We start from the raw sequence: 27,000 nt of genomic DNA on the forward strand, positions 1-27,000 counted from the left end.
TGGCCATTGACTAGCATAAGATGACAACTCACTAGCAGCAGACGACAGCTTGAGCCTGCACCATGCCTACCGCGTCCTTCGACATCGATTACGCCGCCCGCCAGCTGTTCCGCCACTTCCTCGACGAGTGGCGCGCCCGCCCTGTGCTACCCGCTCTGGCGCCATTGCTCGGCGGCCTCGGCTTGCCCACCAGCAGCGAAGCGGCCGCCGCCGAGATGAACTTCGCCCGCTATTACCGACTGCTGCAGCAGGCCGCCGGGCTGCTCGGCCCGAGCGACTTCTTCCTGCGCCTGGGCCAACGCTACAACCTCTATGACCTGGGGGTGATCGGCTACGCGCTGATCAGCGCGGCCAACCTGCGGCGTTCCTGGGACATCTCCCTCGGGCAGCCTTCGAGCCTGATGCCGCACCCGATCCACACCCACCGCGAGGAAGTCTGCGAACACATCCGCCTGACGCTACAGCTACCGCCCTTCAGCGAGGTGGAGCGCATCGCCCTCTGCGAGGAATGGCTGAGCAGCACCTGGCGCTGGCTGTGCCAGCGCCTGCCGGACCTGGAGAGCTGCACCGGCATGCAACTGCACCTGCCGTACCCGCCGCCGGCCCATGCGGCCCTGTATCGCCAACTCTTCCCCGGCCCCTGCCACTTCAATGCCGGGCAGGCCGAGTTGTGGATGCCGAAGGCCTTCCACGACCAGCCCTTCTCCACCGCCAACCCGTCGGTGAGCCGGCTGTGCCAGGCCCAGGGCGCGGCCACGCTGGCCAGCTTCGAGCGCGGCCCGGCGCTGCCGGATGATGTGCGCTACTACCTGCTGCAGAATGCGCGCATCCCACTCCCGGACCTGGAGCAGACCGCCGCTTGGCTGCGCCTGCCACCGCATACGCTGCAGCGCCGGCTGCGCGAACATGGGCTGACCTTCAAGGGAATAGTGCTGGAGGTAAGGATGGCGCTGGCCCAGCGTTACCTGCTGGCCAGCAGGATGGCGTTGCAGGAGATTGCCTTCCTGCTCGGCTATGAACACGTCACCAGCTTCCACCGGGCATTCCAGCGGTTCACCGGGACGACGCCGGAGCGGTTTCGTGCAGCGGGTGGAATCGCGCCGGAGTGAAGCGATCGCGGACAGAGTCCGCTCCTACGCCAGGGTTGATCATCGTGTAGGAGCGGACTCTGCCCGCGATTGTCTCGGCCGCGCGTTTAGGCTTCCTTCTCGCAATTGATCATCCACGGCACCCCGAAGCGATCCTCCAGCGCGCCGAACAGCTCGGCCCAGAAGGTCTGGTCCAGCGGCATGGTGACCTTGCCGCCCTTGCCGAGGGCTTCGAAGATGCGCCGCGCTTCGGCCTTGGTGTCGACGTTGAGGGTGATCGACACGCCTTTCACGCCCTCGTACTGGCCGCACTGCGGGGAGGCGTCCGAGCCCATCAGCACGTGGCCGCCCACTTCCAGGCGGATGTGGATGATGCGGTTCTTCAGCGCCTCGGGCATGTCCTCGCAGCCCGGCGCGTCGGAGAAGCGCATCAGGTGCGGCAGCTTGCCATTCAGCACTTCGGCGTAATAACGGAAGGCTTCTTCGCAGTTGCCGTCGAAGACCAGGTAGGCATTCATCAACATGACAGTGTCCTCTTCAATCAGGATTTGCTGGCGATTTCCGCGCGCAGGCGTTCTTCCTGCTCGCGCAGTTCAGGGGTGAATTCAGCGCCGAAGTCCTCGGCCTCGAAGATCTGCCGGATCTCGATCTCGGACTCGCCGTCGAAGGGATTGGGCGAGCGCCTGACCCAGTCGATGCACTCCTGCAGCGAGGCGGTCTGCATGATCCAGAAGCCGGCGATCAACTCCTTGGTCTCGGCGAACGGGCCGTCGACCACCTGCCGCGACGCGCCATCGAAGCGCACCCGCGCACCTTTCACGCTGGGGTGCAGGCCCTCGCCGGCGAGCATCACACCGGCCTTCACCAGTTCCTCGTTGTAGGCTCCCATGGCGGCGAGCAGCTCCTCCTTGGGCATCACGCCGGCTTCGGAGTCGGCGGTGGCTTTGACGATCACCATGAAACGCATGGTCTTTCTCCTCTTGTTGTCATTCTCTGTAAGGGCCAGCGTGGCGGCCGGTTGTTTCCGGTTCCTGAGGAGTAGTCGAAGGGCGCGACAGCAGATCGACAGGCCAGCCAAAAAAAATTTGCGCAGGGCTACGGGGTTTCTGAGCATAGGCCGGCGATTGTGATGACGCAGTGAGCGCGCCAGGGATTCACAGCCCGGCTCGACGGCCGGGGAACAGACGAATGGCTGACTGGACAGCCTCGGCCGCGCTCCCTAGATTCAGTCCTTTTCGCACGACACGGAGCATCACCCCATGAGCCTGGAATCGGTTCGCGCCTTCTTCGCCGAAAAGGCCCCCGACATCGCCATCATCGAGCTGGAAACCAGCACCGCCACCGTCGCCCTGGCCGCCGAGGCCCACGGCGTGGAGCCGGGCCGCATCGCCAAGACCCTTTCCCTGCGCGTCGGCGAGCGCACCGTACTGGTGGTGGCGCGCGGCGATGCACGGCTGGACAACCGCAAGCTGAAGGAAGCCTTCGGCGCCAAGGCGAAGATGCTCGGCGCCGAAGAAGTGGTGGAGCTGACTGGTCATCCGGTGGGCGGCGTCTGTCCGTTCGGCCTGGCGACGCCGTTGCCGGTGTATTGCGATGTGTCGCTGCAGGCCTTCGACGAAGTGCTGCCGGCGGCGGGCGCGGTGCACAGCGCAGTGCGGATCGAACCGCAGCGCATGGCGCAGCTGGTGGCGGCGGATTGGATCGATGTTTGCCAGGAATTGGCCTGATAGTTTTTTGCTGCCCATGTCGCCTGACCTGCGGGAGCGGGCTATGCCTGCGACCAGCAATTAAGTCCATCGCACCGACGTTCGCCGGACCTGTCGATGTATCCGTCAGGGACTTCGCGGACAAGGTCCGCTCCTACAGTGGAAATCGGCGTTGGGCGGTTCGCGAGCAAGCTCGCTCCTACGAAAAGCCAATGCGCCGCTCTGGTTCTGGCTCCTACTCTGAAAGGCTTCCAGAGGAACATCCGCACGCGCCGACTGCCCCGTTCAGGAGGCCTCGTTGAAGCGGAGTTTCAGGGGTTGAGCGGCATGGATGCCGCGAGAGCCGCGATGGGCCAGGGATGGCCCTTCGTGGGGGGACGCCTAGTTCGGGCCCCTGAAATTTCGTTTCAACGAGGGAATTTTTCGCCTAAGCGAAAAACCGGATGTCCGGGGCAAGACCTTTTGGTTCCTTTTGGGTCGTTTGCCAAAAGGGACTCGCCCGAGGGGGTGAAACAGAGCATCTGCGCGCACGCCAAAGCGGCGCTAAAACACCCAAGCTGAAGCAACATAAACCGGCACCACAGAAGCCGAGAACAAGCGCCGGCCCTGCCGGCGGATCGCGGGCATAGCCCGCGCCTGCACCCTGTTCCTGAAGTGTTGTTCCAGCAACACCCACCCAACACTTTGCTGTTCACCCAGCGCCGCAACTGTTGGCAATAACAACCAAATCATTGATTTAAAAGGATTTTAATTTCCGGCACAGCTTGTGCAATGACCTCATCAGACAGACCCGAACGCCGGGTCGAATCATCTGCCGAGGTCGCTGTACTGCCATGCCACAACTCCCCGAATCCGCCCACTACGACATCCGCGAGCCGAACGCGCAGCGGATCGTCTCCGACGCGCAAGCCATCGAAGTCGCCCATAAGGTCGCCGCCTTCCTGCTCGAAGGCGCCGCCGCGCGCGACCGTAACCGCGAAGTCCCGCCCGAGATCGTCGAGGTCTACTCCAACAGCGGCCTGTGGGGCATCACCGTGCCCCGCGAGTTCGGCGGCGCCGAGGTGTCCTACGCGACCCTCGCCGAAGTCATCGCCATCGTCTCCGCCGCCGATCCGTCACTGGGGCAGATTCCGCAGAACCACTACTGCCTGCTGGAAGACATCCGCCTGCAGGGTAGCGCCGAACAGAAGCGCTTCTTCTTCGACCTCGCGCTCAAGGGCAACCGCTTCGCCAACGCGCTGTCGGAAACCGGCGGCAAGAACGTCCAGGACATCCAGACCCGCCTGCGCCATGACGGCGACAGCGTGGTCATCGATGGCCGCAAGGGCTACTGCACCGGCTCGCTCTACGCCCACTGGATCGGCGTACTTGGCCTGGACGAACAGAACAACGCCCAGCTCGCTTTCGTCCCGCGCGGCACGCCAGGGCTGGTGATAGTCGATGACTGGGCCAGCATCGGCCAGCGCACCACCTCCAGCGGCACCGTGCTGGTGGAAGGCCTGCGCGTGCCAGCGTTCAACGTCTTCCCCACCCACCGCTCCTACGACGTGCCGACCCTGGCCGGCCCCTTCGCGCAGATCACCACCGCCGCCATCGACGCCGGCATCGCCCGCGCGGCGCTGCGCGATACCATTGCCTTCGTCCGCGAGCAGGCCCGCCCATGGATCGACGCCGGCGTGGAGAAGGCCAGCGAAGACCCGCTGACCATCATCCAGGTCGGTGAACTGGGCATCCGCATCGAAGCCGCCGACGCCCTGCTGGAACGCGCCGGAAAGGTGATGGACGCCGCCCGCCCGGCGCCGGACGAAGACAGCGTGGCCCGCGCCTCGGTCGCCGTGGCCAAGGCCAAGGTGCTGACCACCGAGGTCGCCATCGAGGCCTCGAACAAGCTGTTCGAACTCGGCGGCACCCGCTCCACCCTCGCCCGCCACGGCTTCGACCGCCACTGGCGCAACGCCCGCGTGCACACCCTGCACGACCCGGTGCGCTGGAAGTACCACCTGGTCGGCAACTGGCTGCTCAACGACAAGCGCCCGCCGCGCCACGACTGGAACTGAGGACGCGCGATGAGCAAGCAGATCCGCCTCAACGCCTTCGCCATGAACTGCGTCGGCCACCTGTCACCCGGCCTCTGGCGCCACCCGCGCGACCAGCAGGCCGCGCGCTACACCGACATCCACTACTGGATCGAGCTGGCGAAAACCCTCGAACGCGGCAAGATCGACGGCCTGTTCCTCGCCGACGTGCTGGGCGTCTATGACGTCTACCACGGCAACGCCGACGCCGCCCTGCGCGCCGGCGCGCAGGTGCCGGCCAACGATCCGCTGCAGATCGTCCCGGCCATGGCCGCGGCCACCGAGCACCTGGGTTTCGGCATCACCGCCTCGGTGTCCTTCGAGCACCCGTTCCCCTTCGCCCGGCGTATCTCCACGCTGGATCACCTGACCCGCGGCCGCGCCGGCTGGAACATCGTCACTTCCTACCTCAACAGCGGCGCGCGCAACCTGGGGTTGAAGCAGCAGCTCAACCACCAGCAGCGCTATGCCCTGGCCGAGGAGTACCTGGAGGTCTGCTACAAGCTCTGGGAAGCCAGCTGGGATGATGATGCGGTGGTCGCCGACCGTGCGAGCGGCGTCTACGCCGACCCGCGCAAGGTGCACCCCATCGAGCACAAGGGCGAGCACTTCGAAGTGCCCGGCTTCCACCTGAGCCAGCCGTCGCCGCAGCGCACGCCGGTGCTCTATCAGGCCGGCGCGTCGAGTCGCGGCAAGGCGTTCGCCGCCGGCAATGCCGAGTGCGTTTTCGTCGCTGCGCCGACCAGGCGCATCCTCCGCGACCAGGTCGCCGACCTGCGCCGCCTCGCCGTGGAAGCCGGACGCCAGGCCAGCGACGTGCTGGTGCTGAACCAGCTCACCGTGATCGTCGCACCGACCGACGCCGAAGCGCTGGCCAAGCTGGAAGACTACCGCCGTTACAGCGACCGCGAAGGCGCCCTGGCGCTGGTCTCCGGCTGGACCGGCATCGACTTCGGCCAGTACGCGCCGGACCAGGTGTTGCGCCACGTACAGAGCGACGCGATCCAGTCCGCGGTGGACGCCTTCAGCGCCGCCGACCCGGAGCGCCAGTGGACCGCCGCCGAGATCGCCGACTACTGCGCCCTGGGTGGCGACGGCCCGCTGCTGGTGGGATCGCCGCAGACCGTGGCGGACCAGTTGCAGGCCTGGGTCGAGGAAACCGACGTCGACGGCTTCAACCTCTCCAGCCTGGTGGCGCCGGAAACCTTCGTCGACGTCGTCGACCTGCTGGTGCCCGAGTTGCAGGCGCGCGGGCTGTTCAAGCGCGAGTACGAGCACGGCACCCTGCGCCACAAGCTGTTCGGCCAGGGCGACCGCCTGCGCGCGCCGCACCGTGCTGCGACCGTCAGAAGGAGCGCGGAATGATGGACGGCTGGTTTCGCAACCTCGACTGGCACGACCTCGCCCAGGCCTGCCTGGACACCCTCGCCATGCTCGGCGGCGCGCTGGCCTTCACCGTGCTGCTGGGCCTGCCGCTGGGCGTACTGCTGTACCTCACCGGCAAACGCCAGCTGCATGCGAAGCCCGGCCTGTACCGTGCGCTGTCGGTGGTGGTGAACATGCTGCGCTCGCTGCCGTTCATCATCCTGCTGATCGTGCTGATCCCGGTCACCACGCTGATCACCGGCACCTCGCTGGGCGTCGCCGGGGCCATCCCGCCGCTGGTGGTGGGTTGCACGCCGTTCTTCGCTCGGCTGGTGGAAACCGCCCTGCGCGAAGTCGACCGCGGCCTGGTGGAAGCCACCCAGGCGATGGGCGCCAGCACCTGGCAGATCATCTGGCACACCCTGTTGCCGGAAGCGCGCACCGGGCTGATCGCCGCCGTGACCGTCACCGCCATCGTGCTGGTGGACTACACCGCGATGTCCGGCGTGATCGGCGGCGGCGGCCTCGGCGACCTGGCCATCCGCTTCGGTTACCAGCGTTTCCAGACCGACGTGATGATCATCACCGTCGCGCTGCTGATCCTGCTGGTGCAGGCCCTGCAGATGAGCGGCGACCGCCTCGTGGCGCGCTACACCCGGCGCTGAATTCCCCGCCCACTCCCCATCCGGGAGCGGCACTTGCGATCCACCCGCCGGCAGCCGGGCCCCGCTGCCATCAAGGCCCCACGTCCACACCACGACGGCCCACCCACTACTGCCAAGGAGCAACACCCATGAAAAAGGCCATCGCCATTCTGGCGGCCGTCGTCGCCTTCTCCGCAAACGCGGGGGAGAAACTCGTGGTCGGCGCCACCCCGGTGCCCCACGCCGAGATCCTCGAGTTCGTCAAACCGCAACTGGCCAAGGAAGGCGTCGACCTCGATATCAAGGTCTTCACCGACTTCATCCAGCCCAACCTGCAGCTCGCGCAGAAGAACCTCGACGCCAACTACTACCAGTACCGCCCCTTCCTCGATGACTTCAACAAGACCCGCCACACCGACCTGGTGCCGGTAGTGGGCATCCACATCGAGCCCTTCGGTGCCTACTCCACCCGGTACAAGTCCCTCGCCGACCTCCCCGACGGCGCCAGCGTGGCCATCCCCAACGACCCGGTGAACACCGGCCGCGCCCTGGTGCTGCTGGCCGAGAGCGGCCTGATCAAGCTCAAGGACCCGACCAACCCGCAGTCCACCGAGCGCGACATCACCGACAACCCCAAACACCTGAAGATCCGCGAACTCGAAGGCGCCCTGCTGACCCGCGCGGTGAAGCAGGTGGACCTGGCGTTCATCTTCGCCAACTACGCGCTGGAGGCCGGGATCGACACCAAGAGCGCGCTGATCGTGGAGAAAGGCAAGGACCTCTACGCCGAGTTCCTCGTCGCCCGTCCGGACAACATCCAGGACCCGGGCATCCAGAAACTGGCCAAGGTGCTGAATTCGCCGGAAGTCCGCCAGTTCATCCTGACCCGCTACAAGGGTGAGATTGCCCCCGCCTTCTGATGGGGGTGCGGGCGCGGGGCGAATCACCCTCTCCCCCCGCCCTCTCCCGCAAGCGGGAGAGGGCGCTATCCGAGTCGCCTGCGAACTCTGCTCTCACCGGCAACTTCAGCGCGCGCCGTCATGAACGTCTGACGTCGCACTGGCAACACGCTCCGAACGGCCCCTCGCCCTTCAGGGAGAGGGTTGGGGAGAGGGCAAACCGCTCGCTCCGGACTACCGAACAGGCCCCACCATGGTCAGCTTCAACCGCAATCTCCAACTCGCCACCCAGCACATCGCCCTGCGCGGGCTGGGCAAGACCTACGCCGGCCACCACGGCCCGGTGGAGGCACTGAGCGACATCGAACTCGCCGTCCGCCGTGGCGAAGTGTTCGGCATCATCGGCCGCAGCGGCGCCGGCAAGAGCTCGCTGATCCGCACCCTCAACCGCCTGGAACACCCCAGCGTCGGCCAGGTGCTGATCGACGGCGAGGACATCGGCATTTTCGACTCCCGGCAACTGGCCGGCCTGCGCCGTCGAGTCGGCATGATCTTCCAGCACTTCAACCTGATGTCGGCCAAGACCGTGGCGCAGAATATCGCCCTGCCCCTGCGCGTGGCCGGCGTACCCAAGGCGCGCATCGCCGAGCGGGTTGACGAACTGCTGCAGCTCGTGGGACTGGAGGACAAGCGCCACGCCTACCCGGCGCAGCTCTCCGGCGGGCAGAAGCAGCGTGTCGGTATCGCCCGCGCGCTGGTGCACCAGCCGGAAATCCTGCTCTGCGACGAAGCCACCTCGGCGCTGGATCCGGAAAGCACCCAGGCCATCCTCGCGTTGCTGCGCGACATCAACCGCCGCCTCGGCCTGACCATCGTGCTGATCACCCACGAGATGGCGGTGATCCGGGAAATCTGCGACCGCGTGGTAGTGCTCGAGCGCGGGCGCATCGTCGAGCAGGGCGAAGTCTGGGAAGTCTTCGGCAATCCTCGGCACGAGGTCAGCCGCACCCTGCTCGGCTCGCTGCAGCACCTGCCGCCGGACCTGCTGGCACGGCTGGAACACCCCACGGAAAACGAGGTCATCCTCGACCTGCACTACACCGGCGTGCGCGAACAGGAGCCGGACCTGCTGGCCATCGCCCAGGCCCTGGGCAGCCACATCAGCCTGCTGCACGGCGGCATCGAGCGTATCCAGGGGCGCGCCCTTGGTCGCCTGCTGCTGAGTGTCGCCGCCCCCGCCGCCAGCGCCACGCAACTGCTCGAACGTGCCCGCGATGTCGCCGACCGCCTGGAGCTGCTCGGCCATGCCTGACCGCCTGCCGATGATCGGCGCGTTCTCGGCCATCGTCCTGCGGATGGGCATCCCGCAGGTACTGGTGCGGGTCATCACCGCCCTGATGGAATCTTCCAGGCGCGCTGGCTCAATCAGCGCCGGTGACGTTCGTCGGTTGAATCCGGCGCAGCCCTGTCACCACGTGGGTTGCGTCTAACCTGACAACACACCCGCCCCTCCGTGCCCCGGCACAGCTCGTGGATGCGTGGCGTCCCTGTGCTCACTGCGGAGGCGTTCGTCATGGCCAATCCCCTTTCCACCCTGGGTATCGTGCATACCGCCATCAGCCTGGTGCCGCTGGTCGCCGGCTTGTGGGCGTTCTACCAGGCCGGGCGCATCGACCCACGCAGCCCGGTGGGACGCTGGTACGTCTACGGGATGATCCTCGGCGTGCTGACGGCTTTCGGCCTCTCCAGCACCGGCGGTTTCAACGCCGGACACGCCATCGGCATCCTCTGCCTGATCGCCCTTGCGGTGGGCTGCTACGCGCAGCGGATCCATGCCCTTGGCGGCCTGGGCGAATACCTGGCAACGGCAGCGATGAGTTTCAGCTTCTTCCTGATGATGATCCCCACGCTCAACGAATCCCTCTCGCGCCTGCCGCCGTCCAACCCCATCGGCCACGGCCCGGACTCGCCGCCGGTGCAGACGGCGGTGATGGTCGCGCTGCTGATTTTCGTCCTCGGCGTGCTCTACCAGTTCTACCGCATCCACCGCCGGCGCATGCCACCGGCACGCCCGGCGCACTGAACGTCTATGCTGGCGGCGACCCTTCAAGGAGCGCCGCCATGACCGTCCGCCGCATCGTCGCCAACCTCGCCACCGGCAAGCCTGCCGACGTCGCGCGGTTCTACCGCGAGCTGTTCGACCTGGACGTGGTGATGGACCACGGCTGGCTGATCACCCTCGCCAGCGGCAACAGCGCGCTCGCACAGATGAGCCTGGCCAGCGAAGGCGGCTCGGGAGCGCCGGTGCCCGACCTGTCCATCGAGGTGGACAATCTCGACGAGGTGCACGAGCGCGCCCTCACGGCCGGCCACGAGATCACCTACGCACTGACCGTCGAGCCCTGGGGCGTGCGACGTTTCTTCGTGCGTGACCCGTTGGGGACGCTGCTCAATGTGCTGGAGCACAGCCGTTGACGGGCGGATTCGCGAGCAAGCTCGCTCCTACCGGGGAAGCGCCGAGGCACAGGTAGAAGCCAGCCTGCTCACGGCTGGTCTCAGCGATTGAGGAAGCCCAGCAGGTCCTCGTTCACCTGGTCGGCCAGGGTGGTGCACATGCCGTGCGGGCCGCCCTTGTAGACCTTCAGTTCCCCCTTCTGCACCAGTTCCACCGAGCGCTGACCGGCGGCGCCGATGGGCACGATCTGGTCATCGTCGCCGTGGAGGATCAGCGCCGGTACATCGATCTTCTTCAGGTCCTCGGTGTAGTCCACCTCGGAGAATTCGTGGATGCACAGGTATTGCCCGAGGTGCCCGCCAGTCATGCCCTGCAGCCAGAAGTTGTCGATCACGCCCTGGGACTGCTTCGCGCCGGGCCGGTTGTAGCCGTAAAACGGCACCGCCAGGTCCTTGAAGAATTGCGAGCGGTCTTCCTTCACGCCCTTGCGGATGCCATCGAACACGTCGATCGGCAGGCCGCCGGGGTTGGCAGCCGTCTTGAGCATCAGCGGCGGCACCGCACCGATCAGCACCGCCCCGGAAAGACGTTTGGTGCCATGCCGGCCGATGTAGCGCGTCACCTCGCCGCCACCGGTTGAATGGCCCACCAGCGTGGCGGACTTGAGGTCCAGTGCGTCGATCACTGCCGCCAGGTCGTCGGCATAGGTGTCCATGTCGTTGCCGTTGGCCGGCTGGCCCGAGCGACCATGGCCACGGCGGTCGTGGGCGATAACCCGGTAGCCCTTCTGCACCAGGAACAGCATCTGCGCGTCCCAGGCGTCGGCATTCAGCGGCCAGCCATGGGAGAACACCACCGGCTGCCCGCTGCCCCAATCCTTGTAGAAGATCTGTGTGCCATCTTTCGCTTTGACGAAGCTCATTTAGGTCGTTTCCTTCAGGGAGTGGTTGAAAAGAAACGCCGCAACTCCAGCGACTACGGACCGCTCTACGGCGGCCTTGAGCATAGCCAGCACAGTGATTCAGGCAGCCACGCCCGGTGGCTTTCCGACGAGCGACGGCTCAATCGATGCCGGCCGCGAACAAACCGCCGAGCCAGTCGGAGAACACCCGCAGGCGCCGCGACATCTGCCGGCGCACCGGGTGCAACACGCTGACCGGCAGCGGCGGCGGCTGCCAGGCGCGCAGCACCTCCACCAGCTCACCGCTGGCGAGGCCTTCGCGCAGGTGGTAGCGCGGTGCCTGGATCATGCCGAAGCCCGCGCGGCAGGCAGCGATATAGGCGTCGGCGTTGTTCACCGTGATCCGGCTGGGCAGCCGCTGGGTGCGCAGTTGGCCATCGAAGCGGAACTCCAGGTCGAAGATGCGCCCGCTGGAGGCCGACTGGTAGTTGACCGCCAGATGCCCTTCGAGCCGGTCCGGATGCTCGGGCAGGCCAAACTCCTGCACGTAGGCGCGGCTCACGCAGGTCAGCTGCTCCAGCTCGGCGATGCGCCGGCCGACCAGGCTGGAGTCCGGCAGTTCGCCCGCACGCAGCACGCAGTCCACGCCTTCGCGCACCAGGTCCACCTGGCGGTCATTCAGGCTCAGTTCGAGTTCGATCTGCGGGTAGCGCCGGCAGAACTCCGGCAGTGCCGGGATAACCACCAGTCGGCCCAGCGAGCTGGGCAGGTCGACGCGCAGCTTGCCGCGAGGATTGTCGGGGGAATCGGAAAAACAGTTCTCCGCCTCCTCCAGGTCCTCCAGCAGGCGCACGCAGCGCTCGTAGTAGGCCTGGCCATCGGCGGTGACGCTGACCTGCCGCGTGGTGCGGCGCAGCAGTTGCACGCCCAGGTGCGTCTCCAGTTGCTGGATCAGCTGGGTCACGCTGGCGCGCGGCAGCTGCAGGCTGTCCGCCGCCTTGCCGAAGGCCTTGAGTTCGACGATGCGGGTGTAGACCTGCATGGCCTGCAAGCGGTCCATGGCGCACTCCGATTATTCATCCAGGCCAAATAGTTAAACCGTAATCCGCCGGTTTATCCATGCCGGACAAACAACAAGAATGGTCCTGTCTCACTACCCACCCGGAGAATCACGCTATGAAGACCCGCCGCCTGGGCTCGCAAGGCCCCGTCGTCTCCGCCATCGGCCTCGGCTGCATGGGCATGTCCGACTTCTACACCACCGGCAGCGACGAGCAGGAATCCATCGCCACCCTGCACCGCGCGCTGGAGCTGGGCGTCACCCTGCTCGACACTGCCGACATCTACGGTCCGCATACCAATGAAGAGCTGCTCGGCCGCGCGCTCAAGGGCAAGCGCGAGCAGGTTTTCCTCGCTACCAAGTTCGGCATCGTGCGCACCCCGGACCAGCCGCAGGCACGTGGCGCCAACGGCAGCCCGGAGTACATCCGCCAGGCCGTGGAAGGCAGCCTGAAGCGCCTGGGCACCGACCACATCGACCTCTACTACCAGCACCGCGTCGACCCCGGCGTGCCCATCGAGGAGACCGTCGGCGCCATGGCCGAGCTGGTGAAGGCCGGCAAGGTGCGCTACCTGGGCCTGAGCGAGGCCTCGGCGCAAACCCTGGAGCGCGCGCACAAGGTGCACCCCATCACCGCGCTGCAGAGCGAGTACTCGCTGTGGACCCGTGACCCCGAGGAAAACGGCGTACTGGCCGCGTGTGCACGCCTGGGTGTCGGTTTCGTGCCCTACAGCCCGCTGGGCCGCGGCTTCCTCACCGGCGCGCTGAAGAGCCCGGATGATTTCGCGCAGGACGACTACCGCCGCTCCAGCCCGCGTTTCAGCGGAGACAACTTCGCGAAGAACCTGCTGCTGGTGGACAAGGTCGCCGAACTGGCCGCCGCCCGCGGGGTGAAGCCCTCGCAACTGGCGCTGGCCTGGGTGCTGGCCCAGGGCGAGCACCTGGTGCCGATCCCCGGCACCAAGCAGCGCAAGTACCTGGAAGAGAACGTCGCCGCCGTGGACCTGACGCTGACCCGGGCTGAACGGCTGGAGCTGGACGCGATCTTCCCGGCCGGTGCGGCCGCCGGTGGGCGCTACAGCGAACAGGTGATGACGCTGATCCAGTAAAAGCTCTGCAACGGGGCTCCGGTGGACGCTCGCAGCGGTTATGCTGACGGGGTCCACCGGAGGCTCCATGCGATTCGTTCCCGCCGTACTGCTCGCACTTTCCTTCCTTCCCCTCGCCGCCCACGCGGATGAGGAATGCCAGGTGACGGCCGTGTTCAGCGGCGACCAGTTGACCTGCCAGCGTGCAGACGGCGGCGATACCACCATCCACCTGCGCGGCGTCAGCGCCCCGGAACTGGAACAGCCCTTTGGCCAGCGCTCCCGCGCGGCCCTGGTGCAACTCGCCCTGGGCAAGAGCGCCACGCTCAAGCACGCCGAGCCGCTACCCGACGGCAGCCTTCGCGCGGCGGTCTGGGTCACCCCGGCCGAATGCCCGAACTGCGGTCACACCCTGGATATCGGCCGGGCACAGCTGAGCATCGGCCTGGCGCGCTGGCGGCAGAGCGACGCGCAGACGCCCGAGGAAGTCGGCCAGTACCAGTTCGAGGAACACGAAGCCAGGGCGCGGCGCACCAACCTCTGGCGCAAGCCCTGACGCGGGCATCCGTCAGTTGCTGACGTAGTGCTGCAGGATGCGCCGGTCCTCGCCCTCTTCCACCAGCGTCTTGAGCGTTTGCGCATAGCGACGGACGAATTCCTCGTCCTGGGTGCGCTTGCTGAAGGCGACTTCCGCCGACTCCGCTGACACCACCACGCCGGTGGGCTCGATGCGCCCGGCCAGGCCCAGCTGCTGCAGCTCGTACTGGCCGCTGTGCTCGTCGGCGATGATGCCGTCGATGCGGCCCTTGTCGACCATGTGCCAGAGATTGGTCCGGCTGGGATTGAAGAACACCCGCGCGGCGTAGTCCGGGTCAGCCATCAACTGGCGGTAAGGCTCGCCGTAGGACACGTCGATCTGCGCGCCCAGGCGGAAATCACTGCCCGGCAGATCGGCAAGCTGGTGCAGGCTGCCCAGTTGCGGGAGCCCGCGACGCACGAAAAGAATGTTGCGCGAGGGCGGCAGCACGGTGCCGGAAAACCACGCGTAGGCCTCGCGCTCGGGCTTGCGGAAGGCGCCGGGCAGTACGTCGAGGCGGCCCAGTTCCAGCTCCTTGAGCGCCCTCGCCCAAGGCAGCTTGACCATGTGCACCTCGCAGCCCAGGCGCTCCAGCACGGTGCGATTCAGCTCGACGTAGAGCCCGCCGACGCTGCCGTCGGGCAACTGCATGCTGAAGGGCGGGTCGTCATCCCAGCGCAGGGTCTTCTCGCAGGCGGCCAGCGGCAAGCTGGCCAGCGCCAGGCCCAGCAGGACCAGGCGCCTCAGGCGCGCACGCGGGAACAATGGCAGGCGATGGACTTGCGACGGCAAGATCACGACTCACAGCAGGAGAAGACGGATGACCTGAGTGTATTGAACCCGATGCCTGTGTGACCAGAGGCGATCGGGTTCGCACGTTGGTTCCGTTTCGCTCACTGCCAGCCGTAGCGCCGGGCGAACCAGCCTTTCACCGTCTGGGTCAGCGCCATGTAGCCCAGCAGAATCGCCACCAGCCACGGCCAGTAGCCCAGCGGCAGTGCCTCCATGCGGAAGGAGTGCGCCAGCGGCCCCATGGGCAGGAAGATCGCCACCGCGACTATCACCAGGGTCATCCCCAGCAGCGGCCAGGCGGCGCGGCTCTGCAGGAAGGGAATGCGCCGGGTGCGGATCATGTGCACCACCAGCAGCTGCGAAATCAGCCCTTCGACGAACCAGCCGGACTGGAACAGCGTCTGGTGCGCCGGTGAATTCGCGCCGAACACGTGCCAGAGCACGAGGAAGGTGGCGATGTCGAAGATCGAGCTGATCGGCCCGAAGAACACCATGAAGCGCCCCAGCCCGTCCGGGTTCCACTGCTGCGGCCGGCGCAGCAGTTCGTCGTCGACGTGGTCGAAGGGAATGGCGATCTGCGACAGGTCGTAGAGCAGATTCTGCACCAGCAGTTGCAGCGGCAGCATCGGCAGGAAGGGAATGAAAGCACTGGCCACCAGCACGCTGAACACGTTGCCGAAGTTGGAGCTGGCGGTCATGCGGATGTACTTGAGCATGTTGGCGAAGGTGCGGCGCCCTTCGATCACGCCCTCCTCCAGGACCATCAGACTCTTTTCCAGGAGGATCAGGTCGGCGGCTTCCTTGGCGATGTCCACCGCCGAATCCACGGAAATACCGATGTCCGCCGTGCGCAGCGCCGGGGCGTCGTTGATGCCGTCGCCAAGGAAGCCGACTACGTGGCCGCGCTCGCGCAGTACCCGCACCAGGCGTTCCTTGTGGCTGGGGGTTAGCTTGGCGAACAGCGTGGTGCGCTCGGCCAGCTCGCCCAGCTCCACGTCCTCCAGCTCGTCCAGCTGGGGGCCGAGCAGCACGCCCTCGACCACCAGGCCCACGTCGCGGCAGACCTTCAGGCTCACCCGGTCGTTGTCGCCGGTCAGCACTTTCACTGCCACACCGTTCTGCGCCAGTGCACGCAGCGCCGGGGCGGTGGTTTCCTTGGGCGGATCGAGGAAGGCGATGTAGCCGGCCAGGCAGAGGCTGCTCTCGTCCGCCACGCCGTAGACATCGCGGTTCGGCGGCAACTCGCGAGTGGCCACGGCGACCACCCGCAGGCCCTCCTGGTTGAGCCCGTCGGCCACCGCGCGGATGCTGTCCAGGCGCGCACCGGTGAGCGGCTCGACGCCGCCGGCAGTCTCCACCGTGGCGCAGACCGCGAGCACCTCTTCCAGCGCGCCCTTGCAGATCAGCAGGTGGTTGTCCTCGCGTTCGCTGACCACCACCGACATGCGCCGACGGGCGAAGTCGAAGGGAATCTCGTCGAGCTTGCGGTAGCGGCTGTCCACCTTCAGCGCATGGCGCAGTTCGACGTGCTCGAGCACGGCGACATCCAGCAAATTCTTCAGCCCGGTCTGGTAGTGGCTGTTGAGGAAGGCCAGTTGCAGCACACGGTCCTGCACCTGGCCGAAGGCGTCGGTGTGGCGCTCGAGGACGATGCGGTCCTGGGTCAGGGTGCCGGTCTTGTCGGTGCAGAGGATGTCCATGGCGCCGAAGTTCTGGATGGCGTCCAGACGCTTGACGATCACCTTGCGCCGGCTGAGCACCACCGCGCCCTTGGCCAGGGTCGAGGTGACGATCATCGGGAGCATTTCCGGAGTCAGGCCGACGGCGATGGACAGCGCGAACAGCGCGGCCTCCAGCCAGTCGCCCTTGGTGAAACCGTTGATCAGCAGGACCACCGGCGCCATCACCAGCATGAAACGGATCAGCAGCCAGCTGACCCGGTTGACGCCGGTCTGGAAGGCCGTCGGCGTCGGGTCGCTGGCGATCACCCGCTCGGCGAGAGAGCCGAAATAGGTGCGCGTGCCGGTGCCGATCACCACCGCCAGGGCAGAGCCGCTGACCACCGTGGTGCCCATGAAGCAGAGGCTGTCGCGCTCCAGCGGATTGCCCTGGCGGGCGTCACGCAACTGGGCGAACTTCTCCACCGGCAGGGATTCGCCGGTCAATGCGGCCTGGCCGACGAAGAGGTCCTTGGCGCTGAGCAGGCGCACGTCTGCCGGCACCATGTCACCCGCCGACAACCACAGTACGTCGCCGGGAACCAGCTCGCGGATCGGCACTTCCACCCGCCGCGCGGCCCCATCGCCCTCGGCACTGCGGAACACCGTGGCCGTGTTGCTGACCATCGCCTTGAGCTTTTCGGCGGCACGGTTGGAGCGCTTTTCCTGGATGAAACGCAGCAGCGTGGAAATACCCACCATGCTGCCGATCACCACGGCGGCCTCGACGTCCTCGGTGAACCAGGAAATGGTCGCCAGCACGGTGAGCAGCAGGTTGAAAGGATTGCAGTAGCAGTACCACAGGTGCATCCAGGCGCCTATCGGCCGGTCCTGGTCGACCTCGTTGAGCCCCTCGCGCTGGCGGCGCTCGCCCGCCTCGGTCTCGTTGAGGCCTTCGCGCCGGCTCTCCAGGCGCTCCAGCACGGTGGTCGGCTCCAGCGCGGACCACTCCAGCAGGGCTGCAGCCAGCGCATTGGGCGCCTGCCTCCCGGCGGCAGAACCGCGCAGCAGGTCGCGCGCAGCCAGCCGGCGCAGTTGACGGGCCGGGAAGCCCTTGTTGATGAATTCGAGCAGGTGGGTCCTGATGAGGTCCAGGCGCATGATGACTTTCCCCTTGTGCGCACATCGTCCGGCGGCGCTGGGGAGTCTGTGCCGGGTACCTTAAGGGGCCATGAAGGCTGGCAGGTTGCCGTCGCGGGCGAGTCCGCAGCGGTGCCGGGGCACCACCGCCGACTGCCGTCAGAAGTCGCGCTTGTAGAAGATATCGAGGGAACTGGCCAGGCCGCTGGCGGCCTCCAGGTAAACCTTCTTGCTCAGCAGGTAGCGCAGCGCAATGGTGTTGGCCGGTTCGAACACGCCCACGCCGTAACGCAGGCTGAGGCGATCGGAGAGCTGTCCGCTGGCGACTACGCTGGTGCTGTTACCGGTGCCTTCGGTGTCCAGCTGGAAGTCCTGGATGCCCAGACGCTGGGCGACTTCACCGGTCAGCGGCGCGCTGCCGGCCAGGCCGAGTGCCAGGGCTGCCTCGCCGAGCATGTTGCTGTCCTCGCCACTGGACATGGGCCGGCCCAGCACCAGATAGGACAGCGCCTGCTGCTGGCTCATGGCCGGTTCGGAGAACACCTCGCTGCGCGGCTGCTCGGCGTTGCCGGTCAGGCGCAGACCGGCCACCACGTCGTCGACCTTGCGGATCGCCTCGACATCGAGGAATGGCTGGTCGATGGGCCCGGCGAACAACAGGCGTGCACGGCGGATGGTCAGCTTCTGGCCATAGGCGCGGTAGCGGCCGTTGTTCAGCCGCAGCTCGCCACGGGTGTCCATGTTGTCGCCGATGTGCACCTGGCCCGCCAGCTCCGCGTTCAGGCCGAAGCCGCTGAAGGTCAGCTTGTCGCTGCCGACCCTGACGTCGATATCCATGTTCAGCGCCAGAGCGCTTTTGGGTTCCTGCTTCGCGCCGACGATCACGCTGTCATCGGACACCTTGACCGTGGACGGCGGCAGCTGGCGAATGGTGATGGCGCCGCGCGGCACCTGCACCGAGCCGGAAACGGCGAGGCGTTCACCGGCCATCTGCACCGTGAGATCGGGCTCCACTTCCAGATTGGCATAGGGCTCTACGGTCACCGGCAGGCGGCTGCCGCGCAGCTTCACGTCGACATCCAGGCCGCTGAACCAGGCGATACGCCCGGACAGGCTGCCGTTGCCGTGCTCTCCGGCCTTCCAGTCGCCACTCAGGTCAACCTGCTCACCGGCGATTCGCGCGATGACCTGCAACTGCTCGAAGCGGGTCGGCAGATCGCCGCCGGAGATTTCGCCCCCGCTCAGCCGCAGCTCGCCATCCACCCGTGGTGCCAGCAGTCCACCAGAAATCTGCCCGCTGCCATTGAGGTGACCCTTGAGGGTTTCCACCATGGGCGCGAACGGCCGGGCCAGGGAGATATCCAGGCCATTGAGGCTGAAGGTGCCGTTGACCGGCTTGTTCTTCGGCCGTGGGTCGAGCTGCACCTGCGCCTGCAGGCTGCCGAGCTTGTCGCCCTGGAACTGCAGGCTGGTGTCGATACGCCGGGGCGTCAGGCGGCTCTCCAGTTGCAGGCGCTGGTAGGGGAAGTCGACCCACTCCTCCTGCTCCTTGATACGCAGGGTGCCATTGTTCGCGTTGATCAGGATGGAGCCGTTGGGGCCGCTGGCGGGCAGGTCGAGTTGCACGTCGCCGTCGAGTTTGCCCTTCCAGGCGAAGTCCTCGGGCAGCCAGCGCGCCAGGCTGTCCAGCGGGAATTCGCGCAGGTGCAGGCGCAGGCGTGGGTCGGGCATCAGCCGCTGATCTTCCATGCACAGGCTGGCGGGGCCGGAAGCCCAGCAATGGGCGCCAAGGTTGATCCGCCCGTCTGCCAGGCGTTCCAGGCGCGCCGGCTGTTGCAGGCGCCAGTCCTGGCCGCCGCTCTGGATGTCGCCTTTGGCCAGACGACCGCGCCAATCCTTGCCGTTCCAGCTGCCATCCAGGCCGAGGTCGAGCACCACCGGTTTGCCCTGCAGGTTCAGGGTCAGCTGCTGGCGCTGGAGGTCGCCGCTGCCGTCGAGCTTGAGTACGCCGAAATTCGTGTCGCCGCTGCGCAGCCCCTGGGCCGTCAGGCTCACCCGGCCGCGCTGGGCGGCATCCAGGGAGGCGCTCAGGTCCAGCGCGCGCAGCCCCTGGTCGGCGTAGGCGACGCGCTGACCATCGAGTTTCAATTGGCCCTGCGGCACCTGCAGCGTGCCGGCGAGATCGAGGCGACCGCTGACCTGCCCCATCAGCTGCGGCCACAGCTGGCCGAGACGATTCAAGGCAATGTCGAGGCGACCGGACAGCCGCTGGTCCAGCGCGGCCTGCCCGCTGATGCGGTTGTCGCCCAACTGCAGCGCCAGGCCATCGATCTTCCACGCCTGCCCCGCCGCCGTGGCGTTCGCCTTGAAGATGGCCGGCTGGCCCCGCAGACGCCCCTGCAGATCAAGGTTGGCGTCGAGGTTCAAGGCCTCGCCCTTGAGCGAACCCTTGCTGCGCAACGGCCCGCCAAGGCGGCCGGGCATCTCTTCCAGCCAGTAGGCCGGGTCCAGGTCGGACAGGTCGAGGGCGGCATCCCAGGTCACCGCGTCGGCGAACCCGACCTTCAGGTGCCCTTCGGCCTTGCCCTGCCCCGCCACCAGTTTCAGCGACGGCAGGAAGACTTCCGCCAGGTTGCCCGACACCGGGCTGGCCAGGGTGAAGTCACCGGCCGGCCCCTTGAAGGCGCCGTCGAAGTTTCCCAGGTAGGCACCGTCGCTGTAGCTGATTTCGGCCTTGAAGGTGTGCACGCTCACCGGCGGTTCGTCGATGACCGGGTACAGGCGGCGCCAGGGGAAGTCCAGCCAGTCGAGCTGGGCATTGGCGGCGAAGGCGTCCTTCCAGTCGAGGCGACCGGTCAGCGCCACGCGCTGGTCCTTGGCGGCGCTCAGGTCCAGAGCGGCGATGTCCGCACCCTCGGCGTCGACGCGCCCGCGCAGGGTCAGCACCACCGGGCTTTCCTCGGCGGGCAGCACGGCGGCGCCGGCCAGCTGGTAGCCGTCCTTGAGGTTGCCGCTGGCATTCAGGCGCAGCTGGTTCAGTGTCAGGGTATCGGGCAGCGAGGCGTCGGCCTTGAAACCATCGGCGATGACCAGTGCGGTGGCCGGCAGGTTCTCCGCCAGCGGTTGCAGGTCGCCCTCCAGCTTGCCGTTCAGATAGCCGCTGCTCTGTGCTTGCAGTTTGAGATGCCCCATCAGCTCGCCCCTGGCCTGCAATTGCAGGGTCCAGGGCTTCTCGCCCGGCGCGGGCAGGCCGAGCGTCCCCTCGGCTTCCAGCGGCCAGCCCTGCGTGGGTTTCAGCAGCCCCTTGAGCGACAGGCTGAGGCCATCGCGGGCGAGCTTCACCGAGTCGATGTGCAGGCCTTCGTGGTCCCAGTGCGCGGCCAGTTCGGCGTCGCGCAGCTGTTCCTGGCCATCGAGCAGGAAGCGGCCGATGCGGATGTCGCCCAGTTCCAGCGACAGCGGCAGGTTCAGATCGGGCAACTCAACGGGGCCGGAGGCTTCGCTCGGCTCGCTCGGCGGCAGGGTCAGCAGCACCTCATTGGCCACGACCTTGTGCAGGCACAGGGTCATGCGCAGCAGACAGGCCGGCGACCAGTCGATCTGCGGCTGGTCGAGCACCAGGTGGGTCGCGCCGTCGGTCCACTCCAGGCGTTTGGCACTGAAGCCACCGGCCAGGCGGCCATCGAATTCATCGACGCTCAGGCCCGGCACCCAGCTCAGCAGCGCCCGGCTGCCCGCCGGCGTGCCGATCAACGCCGCGACAGCGATCACCAACAGCAGAACCAGCCCGAGCAGGCCGGCCAGGCACCAGCGCAGCGTGCGCATCCAGCCCGCGCGGGTCACAGTTCAGGCCCCATGGAGAAGTGCAGGCGGATGCCGCCGTCCTCGTCCAGGCCGTCGGCGAGGTCCAGGCGCAACGGGCCCACCGGCGAAATCCAGCGTATGCCGATACCGACGCCGGTCTTGATCGAGGGGAAGTCCAGCGAGTTGAACGAGTTACCCTGATCGACGAAGGCCGCGATGCGCCAGCGCTCGGCGATGGGATACTGGTACTCGACGCTGCCGGCGACCATGTAGCGGCCGCCGATGCGGTCGCCGTCGGAGTTCTTCGGCGACAGCGTCTGGTAATCGTAGCCACGCACGCTCTGGTCGCCGCCGGCAAAGAAGCGCAGCGACGGCGGGATCGCGCTGTAGTCGTTGGTGGCGATGCCGCCGACCTGGATGCGTCCGAGCAACCGCTGCCCTCCCCAGAAACTGGTCACGCCCTTGGCCATGGCGTTGATATGGGCGACGTCGGCGTCTGCCAGCAGCCCTTCCTTGGCGCCTTTCACCTCGAATTGCAGGCGATAGCCCTTGCCCGGGTCGATCTTGTTGTCGGCTTCCAGGATCGAGTAGCCGATGCCCGGCATCAGGAAACTGCTCAGCCCCGAATCGTCGCCCAGCTTGTACTCCTCGCGCTGCCAGTTCAGCGAGACGACCCGTTGCCAGCCGCTGTCGAGCTTGTGGTGCCACTCACCGCCCAGGGTCAGCAGCTTGCTTTCGGTGTCCACCAGGTCTTCGTACTGGTAGCCGCTGGTGAAACGCAGTTTGTCGGTGAGCGGCGGGTCCAGCGGGATTTCGTACCAGGCGCCGACGTTCTGCCGGGGCGCGGACACCTCGGCCTCGAAGCCGAGGCTGTGGCCCTGGGGGTTGACCCAGTGGCGGGTCCAGGTCGCTCGCGCGCGCGGCCCGACGTCGGTCGAGAAGCCCAGGCCGAGGCCCATGGTGCGCGGCTTGCGCGCCTCCAGATGAACGTTCACCGGCACCACTTCGCCATCGGCGTTGGTCGGCGCGGCATCCACCCGCACGCCATCGAAGTAACCACTGGACTGCAGGGCCTGGTTGAGGTCGGCGATCTGTTCGGAGTCGTAGTCGGCGCCTTCCTTGAACGGCACCATGCGCTGCAGCAGGTCCTCGTCGAAGGGGAAATCGCCGGCGAATTCGACCTTGCCCAGGCGATAACGTGGCCCGCTGGCGTACACCAGTTCGATGTCCGCCACGCCGGCTTCGGGGTCGATGCGCAATTGCTGCTGGGTGAACTGGCCGCGGAAGAAACCGAAGCGCGAAGCCTGATTCTGGATCAGCCGCTTGGCGTCCTCGTAGGCACCATGATTGAGCTGCGCACCCGGCTTCAGCGCGTCGCCGCCGGGCACCCGGAAGCTCTTGAGCCTGGCTGCCGGGCCTTCGACGCGCACGGTGACGTTGCGCAGGTGAATGGGCTCGCCGGGACGCACGTTGATACGCAGCGTGGGCTCCTTGTCATTGGTCACCCGGCCACGGATGCGCGCCTGGTAGTAGCCCAAAGCCTGGGCGGCCTTCTGCGCCTGCTCCACGGCGTTGCGCCGGAATCTTTGCAGGGCCGCCTGATCACGCTCGCCAAGGCTGCCCACATAGGCCTCGATATTGGCCTTGAGCGCAGCGTTGGCGGGGGTGACACGAACGTCGAGATGGGCTTCGGCCGCCAGGGCTCTCTGCAAGCAGAAGGCCATTACCAGCAGCAGCCCAAGCAATCCTTGGACAACTCTCATGGCGCGAAATGCTAGCACGGGTTTTCCCCGTGTTGCCTTCCTTCAGGCCGCTGGAAGCGTCTGAGGATTCAAAGCACCGGCTATCCCGCAGAAACTTTCACTGCCTCGCGCCCCTGGGTGGGATGGAACAGCACATGCTCCCGAATCGGTCCCAGCGCCACCTCTCCCAGCTCCTCGTAACCGTGGCGCCGGTAGAACTCCAGGTAGCGGGCATTGCCCGTATCCAGCACCAGCCCCTGGGAACCACCGTCCTCGGCGCACCAGGCATGCAGTGCATCGAGCAACTGCTCGCCCAGGTGCTTGCCCTGGAACTCCGGGTGCACGCCGATCAGCGGCAGGATGTGGTAAGGCCCCGGCGGCAGGCAGCCGAGCACCGCGGCGTGGTAGTCCAGATAGCGCCGGGTGCAGCCCAGGCCGGTGGTGAGCAGCATGCGCATGCGCCAGAACCAGCTCTCGGTGACATCCAGGCGACGTTGTGGTGGAACCACCAGTGCAACGCCCACCAGACGATCCTCGATCAGCAGACCGATCGCCGGCAGCTCCTCGAGGAAGTGCTGGTTGACCAGCTCGCGGACGGTCGCCCGCACGCGCTGATCGAAACCGGCGCGGTCGGATTCGAACAGGTAGGCGAAGGTGGGTTCGTGGCGGTAGGCGTGGTAAAGCAGCGAGCGGACTTCACGGCTGTAGTTGCCGTCCAGCAGACGGACTTCGGCGAGGGTATCAGGCATGCGGACGCCTCTTCGGGTGAGCTCTTCTTATGGTTATGAGTCCAGCCAGAAAACCCTAGCAGCGCCGCGCCGGGGTCGCCAGGGCCGGCCTACCTGGGCTAGCATCGTGCTTTTGCCAGGGCGCCCAGGATGAAAATCGTCTCCTTCAATATCAACGGTTTGCGCGCACGTCCCCACCAGCTCCAGGCGATCATCGAACGCCACCAGCCGGACGTGATCGGCCTGCAGGAAACCAAGGTCGCCGACGAGCAGTTCCCCCGCGAGGAGATCGAAGCCCTCGGCTACCACGTGCACTACCACGGGCAGAAAGGCCACTACGGCGTCGCCCTGCTCTCCCGCCAGGAGCCGCTGGAGCTGCAACGCGGCTTCCCCAACGACGGCGAGGACTCCCAGCGCCGCTTCATCTGGGGCACCTTCAAGGATGCCGACGGCCAGCCGATCACCGTGATGAACGGCTACTTCCCCCAGGGCGAGAGCCGCGACCATCCGGTGAAGTTTCCGGCCAAGCAGCGTTTCTATGCCGACCTGCAGGACCTGCTGGAAACCCGCTTCCAGCCTGACCAGCCGCTGGTGGTGATGGGCGACATCAACATCTCGCCGGAGGACTGCGACATCGGCATCGGCGAAGAGAACCGCAAACGCTGGCTGAAGACCGGCAAGTGCAGCTTCCTGCCGGAAGAACGCGAATGGCTGGCGCGCCTGAAGGGCTGGGGCCTGGTGGACAGCTTCCGCCTGCAGAACCCGAGCGTGGACGACCGCTTCAGCTGGTTCGACTACCGCAGCCGTGGTTTCGAGGACACCCCAAAGCGCGGCCTGCGCATCGACGTGATCCTCGCCTCCGAGGCCCTGCGCGGCCGCATCGTCGAGACCGGCGTGGACTACGACATCCGTGCTATGGAAAAGCCCTCGGACCATGCGCCAATCTGGCTGCAGCTGAAATAATCAGCCTGCACGAAAAAGCCCGGCCAATGCCGGGCTTTTTCATTTCCAGGCAAGCGATCAGGCTTCTTCCGCACCGGTCCCGACCGTCTTGCTGATGGCACTGTAGGTCGTGTTGAAGCGAACGGTCTCGTTGAATCCCTTGACGATGGCGCCAAAGCGCTCCTTGGCGTCGAGCAGTTGCTTGAATCGGTCCGCCAGCTCGCCGCTCTGACGCTGCAGGCCAGCCTCGCGGTCGTCCAGCTCCTGAACCCGTGCACGCAGCTGGTTCTGCTGGCGGTCGATACTTTGCTGCTCCTGGTTCAGTACCTCGGCGCGCTTGGTCGTGGCGCGGTCGCGGCTGTCCACGGTCTCCGCCAGGGCCTGCAGAGCGCTGCTGCGCTCCACGAGCACGGCAGCGTTCTGTTCGGCGACTCGCTCGATACCGTGCCTTTCCTCCTGCACGCGCTGCTCCTGCTGGTTCAGCCGCTCCTCCCGCTCCGCCAGTTGACGCTCACGCTCCAGCGCCGCCAGACGGCGCTCCTCGAGCACTTCGCGCATCTTCACGATTTCCAGCTTCTGCTGCGACAGGTCGTGGGCCATGCCGGCCAGCGAATCGAGGGTGGACTGTACGTCGTGCAGGACGCCTTCGGTTTCGATAGCAGAGGACTGATAGGCAGTCACTGCGGACTCCACCACTGGACGAGGGGCAGCGGCGTCAGCTTGGGCAGTTTGGACTTGGGCGTTCATGATGGGGGCTTCCTCATGGAAATAGTGGGGATCTGGCTGGCTGGACATCACAGGTGGGCGGGGCTCGGCCGGACTTTCTGCGGGCAACAACAGGGGTTCGATCGGCCCGGCGGATTCCGAGCCAACCTCGGTCAACTCAGCGGGCGCTCTGCAGGCCGCCAGCACTGCTGGATCAGTTGCTTCGACACGGGAGGATTCGGATTCCCTCAGCCCCGAACAGGTTGACGCCAGCTCGGCAAGGTCCCGCTCGAGAGTTTCAAACGCATTGGCCGTTTTCGGATCAGCGGGGGCGGCGAAACGCAGAGACTCACGTCCCTGAAGGAGGCCGCTCTCCCACGACATGGTGGAGTGCGAAACACTCTCGGCAGCATTGGGCGGCGAGTCCGCCAGGCGAGACGGCCCAGGAACCTCCGTGCTGTCGAAAGATCGTGGTCTGGCTGCGTGTACGGCCGTTTGAAAGGCAGTCATGGAAGACGAGCCTTCCTCGTGATGTCCTTCGAAGCCCTTCGCATCTGAAGTCATGAAACGTCCTACCCTGAAGGTGGCCAGCCATACCTCACCGCGCTTCGCTCGGGCATTCGAACGAAATCTGGAGCTGGAGAGCGAAGCCGCGTCGAAATCAACGGCTGGTCGGCTGACTGGAATTTCCTATGGGCTGTCCCGCGCATCCAAGACGGCGGAAGTGCAAGACAGGTTGCAGATGAAATTCTTACAACCTGAAGCCTTCATGGATGTCAGTAATTTCCTGCACGCGTGAAGGAAAACTATGCAGATGCTCTGACCGAAGCGGCGGGATTCCTTTTCAAGCCGCGCCATCGACAACCGGAGGAACCAGCCAAGGCATCACTAATAGTGCGAAGGAAAGGCCGCCCCGGCAGGCTATAGGAGGCCTATTTCCTCACTGAAGCTGAACAATTCATCCAGCGAACCGGCGGACAACTTTCGCATCAGCTGCCTTTTGTGCTGGCCGATGCTGGCCCCAGACAGCGCGAGCGCCTCGGCCAGCGAGGCCACTGAGCGCCCTCGGTGCAAACCATGGAGCACAGCGATCAGATGAGTCGGAAGGACCAGCGCAGTCTCGACTCTCGGGTCGCCCTCCAGCGGCAGCGGCCCATGCTCGGGGAATACCTTGCCGCCAGCGAGGACCGCATCGACAGCCCTTCCGATCAAGGTCGAGCGATCGTCCATGAGAAGAAACCCGGAAACACCGACTCGAATCGCTCGTTGAATATTCAACGCAGAGCCCAGGCTGGAGCAAACCAGTACGGGCGTCGTTGGCTTGATCCTGCCATCACGACGTAGCAGGTTGACCAGCTCCATTCCATGGATGTCTGCCAACTCAAGTGTCACCACCAGAAGATCGCAATCACCTGCGTCCATATGATTCAGGGCCTGCCGAGCGAACTTGAAATGCCGGTCGCACTGGTGCCCTTGCTCGCGGAGAAATCGACGGAGCGTAATGTAATCGCGGCGTGACGGCTCGATGAGCACTATGCGGGCCATGCTCCTCCTTACTGCAAAGGACCCGCGGGCTGCATCCAGGATGGCTTGGCGCCAAGGACCACAGCAGCAGACGCCCCGTAGAGGAA

Annotated in this window: 25 protein-coding genes; 14 read left to right on the forward strand and 11 right to left on the reverse strand. The window is 66.2% G+C overall.

The annotated features are described in order from the left end of the window. Positions 1-62 precede the first annotated feature (62 nt). Entirely contained in the window at positions 63-1,109 is a 1,047-nt protein-coding gene (locus tag J2T47_RS25835; protein ID WP_253453135.1) for an AraC family transcriptional regulator, read from the forward strand. Between the two features lie 86 nt (positions 1,110-1,195). On the opposite strand, the gene J2T47_RS25840 is transcribed toward J2T47_RS25835, so the two are convergent. Next, positions 1,196-1,612 carry a VOC family protein gene (locus J2T47_RS25840; protein ID WP_253453137.1) on the reverse strand — a complete coding sequence of 139 codons (417 nt, stop codon included), beginning with the start codon at positions 1,610-1,612 and terminating at the stop codon, positions 1,196-1,198. Between the two features lie 17 nt (positions 1,613-1,629). Further along, the gene (locus J2T47_RS25845; protein ID WP_253453140.1) at positions 1,630-2,055 is read right to left on the reverse strand and encodes a YciI family protein; all 426 of its coding nucleotides are present in this window, start codon (positions 2,053-2,055) and stop codon (positions 1,630-1,632) included. A 292-nt stretch (positions 2,056-2,347) separates the two neighbouring features. On the opposite strand from J2T47_RS25845, the gene J2T47_RS25850 reads away from it, so the two are divergent. From J2T47_RS25850 to J2T47_RS25890, 9 genes are all read left to right on the forward strand, one after another. Further along, positions 2,348-2,815 carry a YbaK/EbsC family protein gene (locus tag J2T47_RS25850; protein ID WP_253453142.1) on the forward strand — a complete coding sequence of 156 codons (468 nt, stop codon included), beginning with the start codon at positions 2,348-2,350 and terminating at the stop codon, positions 2,813-2,815. 812 nt (positions 2,816-3,627) lie between these two features. Then, a complete protein-coding gene (locus tag J2T47_RS25855; RefSeq protein ID WP_253453144.1) occupies positions 3,628-4,851 on the forward strand; it encodes an SfnB family sulfur acquisition oxidoreductase in 1,224 nt (407 codons plus the stop codon). Positions 4,852-4,860: 9 nt separating this feature from the next. Continuing rightward, a complete protein-coding gene (locus J2T47_RS25860) occupies positions 4,861-6,234 on the forward strand; it encodes an LLM class flavin-dependent oxidoreductase (protein WP_253453146.1) in 1,374 nt (457 codons plus the stop codon). Then, positions 6,234-6,899: a methionine ABC transporter permease gene (locus J2T47_RS25865; protein WP_192434518.1), complete on the forward strand. Its 666-nt coding sequence runs from the start codon at positions 6,234-6,236 to the stop codon at positions 6,897-6,899. The genes J2T47_RS25860 and J2T47_RS25865 overlap by 1 nt, the downstream gene beginning before the upstream one ends. A gap of 128 nt (positions 6,900-7,027) precedes the next feature. Continuing rightward, the gene (locus J2T47_RS25870) at positions 7,028-7,798 is read left to right on the forward strand and encodes a MetQ/NlpA family ABC transporter substrate-binding protein (protein WP_253453148.1); all 771 of its coding nucleotides are present in this window, start codon (positions 7,028-7,030) and stop codon (positions 7,796-7,798) included. Between the two features lie 232 nt (positions 7,799-8,030). Continuing rightward, positions 8,031-9,089: a methionine ABC transporter ATP-binding protein gene (locus tag J2T47_RS25875; RefSeq protein WP_253453150.1), complete on the forward strand. Its 1,059-nt coding sequence runs from the start codon at positions 8,031-8,033 to the stop codon at positions 9,087-9,089. After that, positions 9,082-9,267, forward strand: coding sequence for a hypothetical protein (locus J2T47_RS25880; protein WP_253453151.1), 186 nt, complete (start codon positions 9,082-9,084; stop codon positions 9,265-9,267). The genes J2T47_RS25875 and J2T47_RS25880 overlap by 8 nt, the downstream gene beginning before the upstream one ends. 83 nt (positions 9,268-9,350) lie before the next feature. Continuing rightward, positions 9,351-9,860 carry a hypothetical protein gene (locus J2T47_RS25885; RefSeq protein ID WP_253453153.1) on the forward strand — a complete coding sequence of 170 codons (510 nt, stop codon included), beginning with the start codon at positions 9,351-9,353 and terminating at the stop codon, positions 9,858-9,860. Between the two features lie 38 nt (positions 9,861-9,898). After that, positions 9,899-10,252, forward strand: coding sequence for a VOC family protein (locus J2T47_RS25890; protein WP_253453155.1), 354 nt, complete (start codon positions 9,899-9,901; stop codon positions 10,250-10,252). Positions 10,253-10,332: 80 nt separating this feature from the next. On the opposite strand, the gene J2T47_RS25895 is transcribed toward J2T47_RS25890, so the two are convergent. Both J2T47_RS25895 and J2T47_RS25900 read right to left on the reverse strand, forming a co-directional pair. After that, positions 10,333-11,154: an alpha/beta fold hydrolase gene (locus tag J2T47_RS25895; RefSeq protein WP_253453157.1), complete on the reverse strand. Its 822-nt coding sequence runs from the start codon at positions 11,152-11,154 to the stop codon at positions 10,333-10,335. A 139-nt stretch (positions 11,155-11,293) separates the two neighbouring features. After that, a complete protein-coding gene (locus J2T47_RS25900; protein WP_253453159.1) occupies positions 11,294-12,193 on the reverse strand; it encodes a LysR family transcriptional regulator in 900 nt (299 codons plus the stop codon). Positions 12,194-12,309: 116 nt separating this feature from the next. Between J2T47_RS25900 and J2T47_RS25905 the strand changes: the two genes are divergently transcribed. Both J2T47_RS25905 and J2T47_RS25910 read left to right on the forward strand, forming a co-directional pair. Further along, on the forward strand, positions 12,310-13,302 hold the full coding sequence (locus J2T47_RS25905) for an aldo/keto reductase (protein ID WP_253453161.1): 993 nt from the start codon (positions 12,310-12,312) through the stop codon (positions 13,300-13,302). A gap of 67 nt (positions 13,303-13,369) precedes the next feature. Then, on the forward strand, positions 13,370-13,837 hold the full coding sequence (locus J2T47_RS25910; RefSeq protein WP_253453163.1) for a thermonuclease family protein: 468 nt from the start codon (positions 13,370-13,372) through the stop codon (positions 13,835-13,837). Between the two features lie 12 nt (positions 13,838-13,849). On the opposite strand, the gene J2T47_RS25915 is transcribed toward J2T47_RS25910, so the two are convergent. The 5 genes from J2T47_RS25915 to J2T47_RS25935 form a co-directional block, all read right to left on the reverse strand. After that, positions 13,850-14,656 carry a substrate-binding periplasmic protein gene (locus J2T47_RS25915; protein ID WP_253453165.1) on the reverse strand — a complete coding sequence of 269 codons (807 nt, stop codon included), beginning with the start codon at positions 14,654-14,656 and terminating at the stop codon, positions 13,850-13,852. A 95-nt stretch (positions 14,657-14,751) separates the two neighbouring features. Beyond that, complete coding sequence (gene mgtA / locus J2T47_RS25920) at positions 14,752-17,469, reverse strand: magnesium-translocating P-type ATPase (protein WP_253453167.1); 2,718 nt, start codon at positions 17,467-17,469, stop codon at positions 14,752-14,754. 138 nt (positions 17,470-17,607) lie between these two features. Next, positions 17,608-21,273, reverse strand: a complete 3,666-nt coding sequence (locus tag J2T47_RS25925; RefSeq protein WP_253453233.1) for a translocation/assembly module TamB domain-containing protein — start codon at positions 21,271-21,273, stop codon at positions 17,608-17,610. A gap of 14 nt (positions 21,274-21,287) precedes the next feature. After that, positions 21,288-23,015, reverse strand: a complete 1,728-nt coding sequence (locus J2T47_RS25930) for an autotransporter assembly complex protein TamA (protein ID WP_437181016.1) — start codon at positions 23,013-23,015, stop codon at positions 21,288-21,290. 80 nt (positions 23,016-23,095) lie between these two features. Continuing rightward, entirely contained in the window at positions 23,096-23,743 is a 648-nt protein-coding gene (locus tag J2T47_RS25935) for a GNAT family N-acetyltransferase (RefSeq protein ID WP_253453169.1), read from the reverse strand. A gap of 129 nt (positions 23,744-23,872) precedes the next feature. On the opposite strand from J2T47_RS25935, the gene xthA reads away from it, so the two are divergent. Then, entirely contained in the window at positions 23,873-24,685 is an 813-nt protein-coding gene (gene xthA, locus J2T47_RS25940; RefSeq protein WP_253453171.1) for an exodeoxyribonuclease III, read from the forward strand. Between the two features lie 57 nt (positions 24,686-24,742). Here the strand turns inward: xthA and J2T47_RS25945 are convergent, their stop codons facing one another. Continuing rightward, entirely contained in the window at positions 24,743-25,411 is a 669-nt protein-coding gene (locus J2T47_RS25945) for a hypothetical protein (RefSeq protein WP_253453173.1), read from the reverse strand. A gap of 520 nt (positions 25,412-25,931) precedes the next feature. Here J2T47_RS25945 and J2T47_RS25950 point away from each other — a divergent pair. Then, positions 25,932-26,168, forward strand: coding sequence for a hypothetical protein (locus J2T47_RS25950; RefSeq protein ID WP_253453175.1), 237 nt, complete (start codon positions 25,932-25,934; stop codon positions 26,166-26,168). Between the two features lie 122 nt (positions 26,169-26,290). On the opposite strand, the gene J2T47_RS25955 is transcribed toward J2T47_RS25950, so the two are convergent. Beyond that, positions 26,291-26,914 (reverse strand): response regulator transcription factor, encoded by a 624-nt coding sequence (locus tag J2T47_RS25955; RefSeq protein WP_253453177.1) that lies wholly within the window; start codon positions 26,912-26,914, stop codon positions 26,291-26,293. Positions 26,915-27,000 lie beyond the last annotated feature (86 nt).

Origin of the sequence: Pseudomonas nitroreducens (genome assembly GCF_024170165.1) — a bacterium.
Lineage (GTDB): Bacteria > Pseudomonadota > Gammaproteobacteria > Pseudomonadales > Pseudomonadaceae > Pseudomonas > Pseudomonas nitroreducens_C.

Bases quoted from the DNA above. Each gene is read 5' to 3' on its own strand.
- J2T47_RS25835 (WP_253453135.1), top strand. From the start codon at position 63: ATGCCTACCGCGTCCTTCGACATCGATTACGCCGCCCGCCAGCTGTTC.
- J2T47_RS25840 (WP_253453137.1), bottom strand. From the start codon at position 1,612: ATGTTGATGAATGCCTACCTGGTCTTCGACGGCAACTGCGAAGAAGCC.
- J2T47_RS25845 (WP_253453140.1), bottom strand. From the start codon at position 2,055: ATGCGTTTCATGGTGATCGTCAAAGCCACCGCCGACTCCGAAGCCGGC.
- J2T47_RS25850 (WP_253453142.1), top strand. From the start codon at position 2,348: ATGAGCCTGGAATCGGTTCGCGCCTTCTTCGCCGAAAAGGCCCCCGAC.
- J2T47_RS25855 (WP_253453144.1), top strand. From the start codon at position 3,628: ATGCCACAACTCCCCGAATCCGCCCACTACGACATCCGCGAGCCGAAC.
- J2T47_RS25860 (WP_253453146.1), top strand. From the start codon at position 4,861: ATGAGCAAGCAGATCCGCCTCAACGCCTTCGCCATGAACTGCGTCGGC.
- J2T47_RS25865 (WP_192434518.1), top strand. From the start codon at position 6,234: ATGGACGGCTGGTTTCGCAACCTCGACTGGCACGACCTCGCCCAGGCC.
- J2T47_RS25870 (WP_253453148.1), top strand. From the start codon at position 7,028: ATGAAAAAGGCCATCGCCATTCTGGCGGCCGTCGTCGCCTTCTCCGCA.
- J2T47_RS25875 (WP_253453150.1), top strand. From the start codon at position 8,031: ATGGTCAGCTTCAACCGCAATCTCCAACTCGCCACCCAGCACATCGCC.
- J2T47_RS25880 (WP_253453151.1), top strand. From the start codon at position 9,082: ATGCCTGACCGCCTGCCGATGATCGGCGCGTTCTCGGCCATCGTCCTG.
- J2T47_RS25885 (WP_253453153.1), top strand. From the start codon at position 9,351: ATGGCCAATCCCCTTTCCACCCTGGGTATCGTGCATACCGCCATCAGC.
- J2T47_RS25890 (WP_253453155.1), top strand. From the start codon at position 9,899: ATGACCGTCCGCCGCATCGTCGCCAACCTCGCCACCGGCAAGCCTGCC.
- J2T47_RS25895 (WP_253453157.1), bottom strand. From the start codon at position 11,154: ATGAGCTTCGTCAAAGCGAAAGATGGCACACAGATCTTCTACAAGGAT.
- J2T47_RS25900 (WP_253453159.1), bottom strand. From the start codon at position 12,193: ATGGACCGCTTGCAGGCCATGCAGGTCTACACCCGCATCGTCGAACTC.
- J2T47_RS25905 (WP_253453161.1), top strand. From the start codon at position 12,310: ATGAAGACCCGCCGCCTGGGCTCGCAAGGCCCCGTCGTCTCCGCCATC.
- J2T47_RS25910 (WP_253453163.1), top strand. From the start codon at position 13,370: ATGCGATTCGTTCCCGCCGTACTGCTCGCACTTTCCTTCCTTCCCCTC.
- mgtA (WP_253453167.1), bottom strand. From the start codon at position 17,469: ATGCGCCTGGACCTCATCAGGACCCACCTGCTCGAATTCATCAACAAG.
- J2T47_RS25925 (WP_253453233.1), bottom strand. From the start codon at position 21,273: ATGCGCACGCTGCGCTGGTGCCTGGCCGGCCTGCTCGGGCTGGTTCTG.
- J2T47_RS25930 (WP_437181016.1), bottom strand. From the start codon at position 23,015: ATGAGAGTTGTCCAAGGATTGCTTGGGCTGCTGCTGGTAATGGCCTTC.
- J2T47_RS25935 (WP_253453169.1), bottom strand. From the start codon at position 23,743: ATGCCTGATACCCTCGCCGAAGTCCGTCTGCTGGACGGCAACTACAGC.
- xthA (WP_253453171.1), top strand. From the start codon at position 23,873: ATGAAAATCGTCTCCTTCAATATCAACGGTTTGCGCGCACGTCCCCAC.
- J2T47_RS25945 (WP_253453173.1), bottom strand. From the start codon at position 25,411: ATGAACGCCCAAGTCCAAACTGCCCAAGCTGACGCCGCTGCCCCTCGT.
- J2T47_RS25950 (WP_253453175.1), top strand. From the start codon at position 25,932: ATGAAACGTCCTACCCTGAAGGTGGCCAGCCATACCTCACCGCGCTTC.
- J2T47_RS25955 (WP_253453177.1), bottom strand. From the start codon at position 26,914: ATGGCCCGCATAGTGCTCATCGAGCCGTCACGCCGCGATTACATTACG.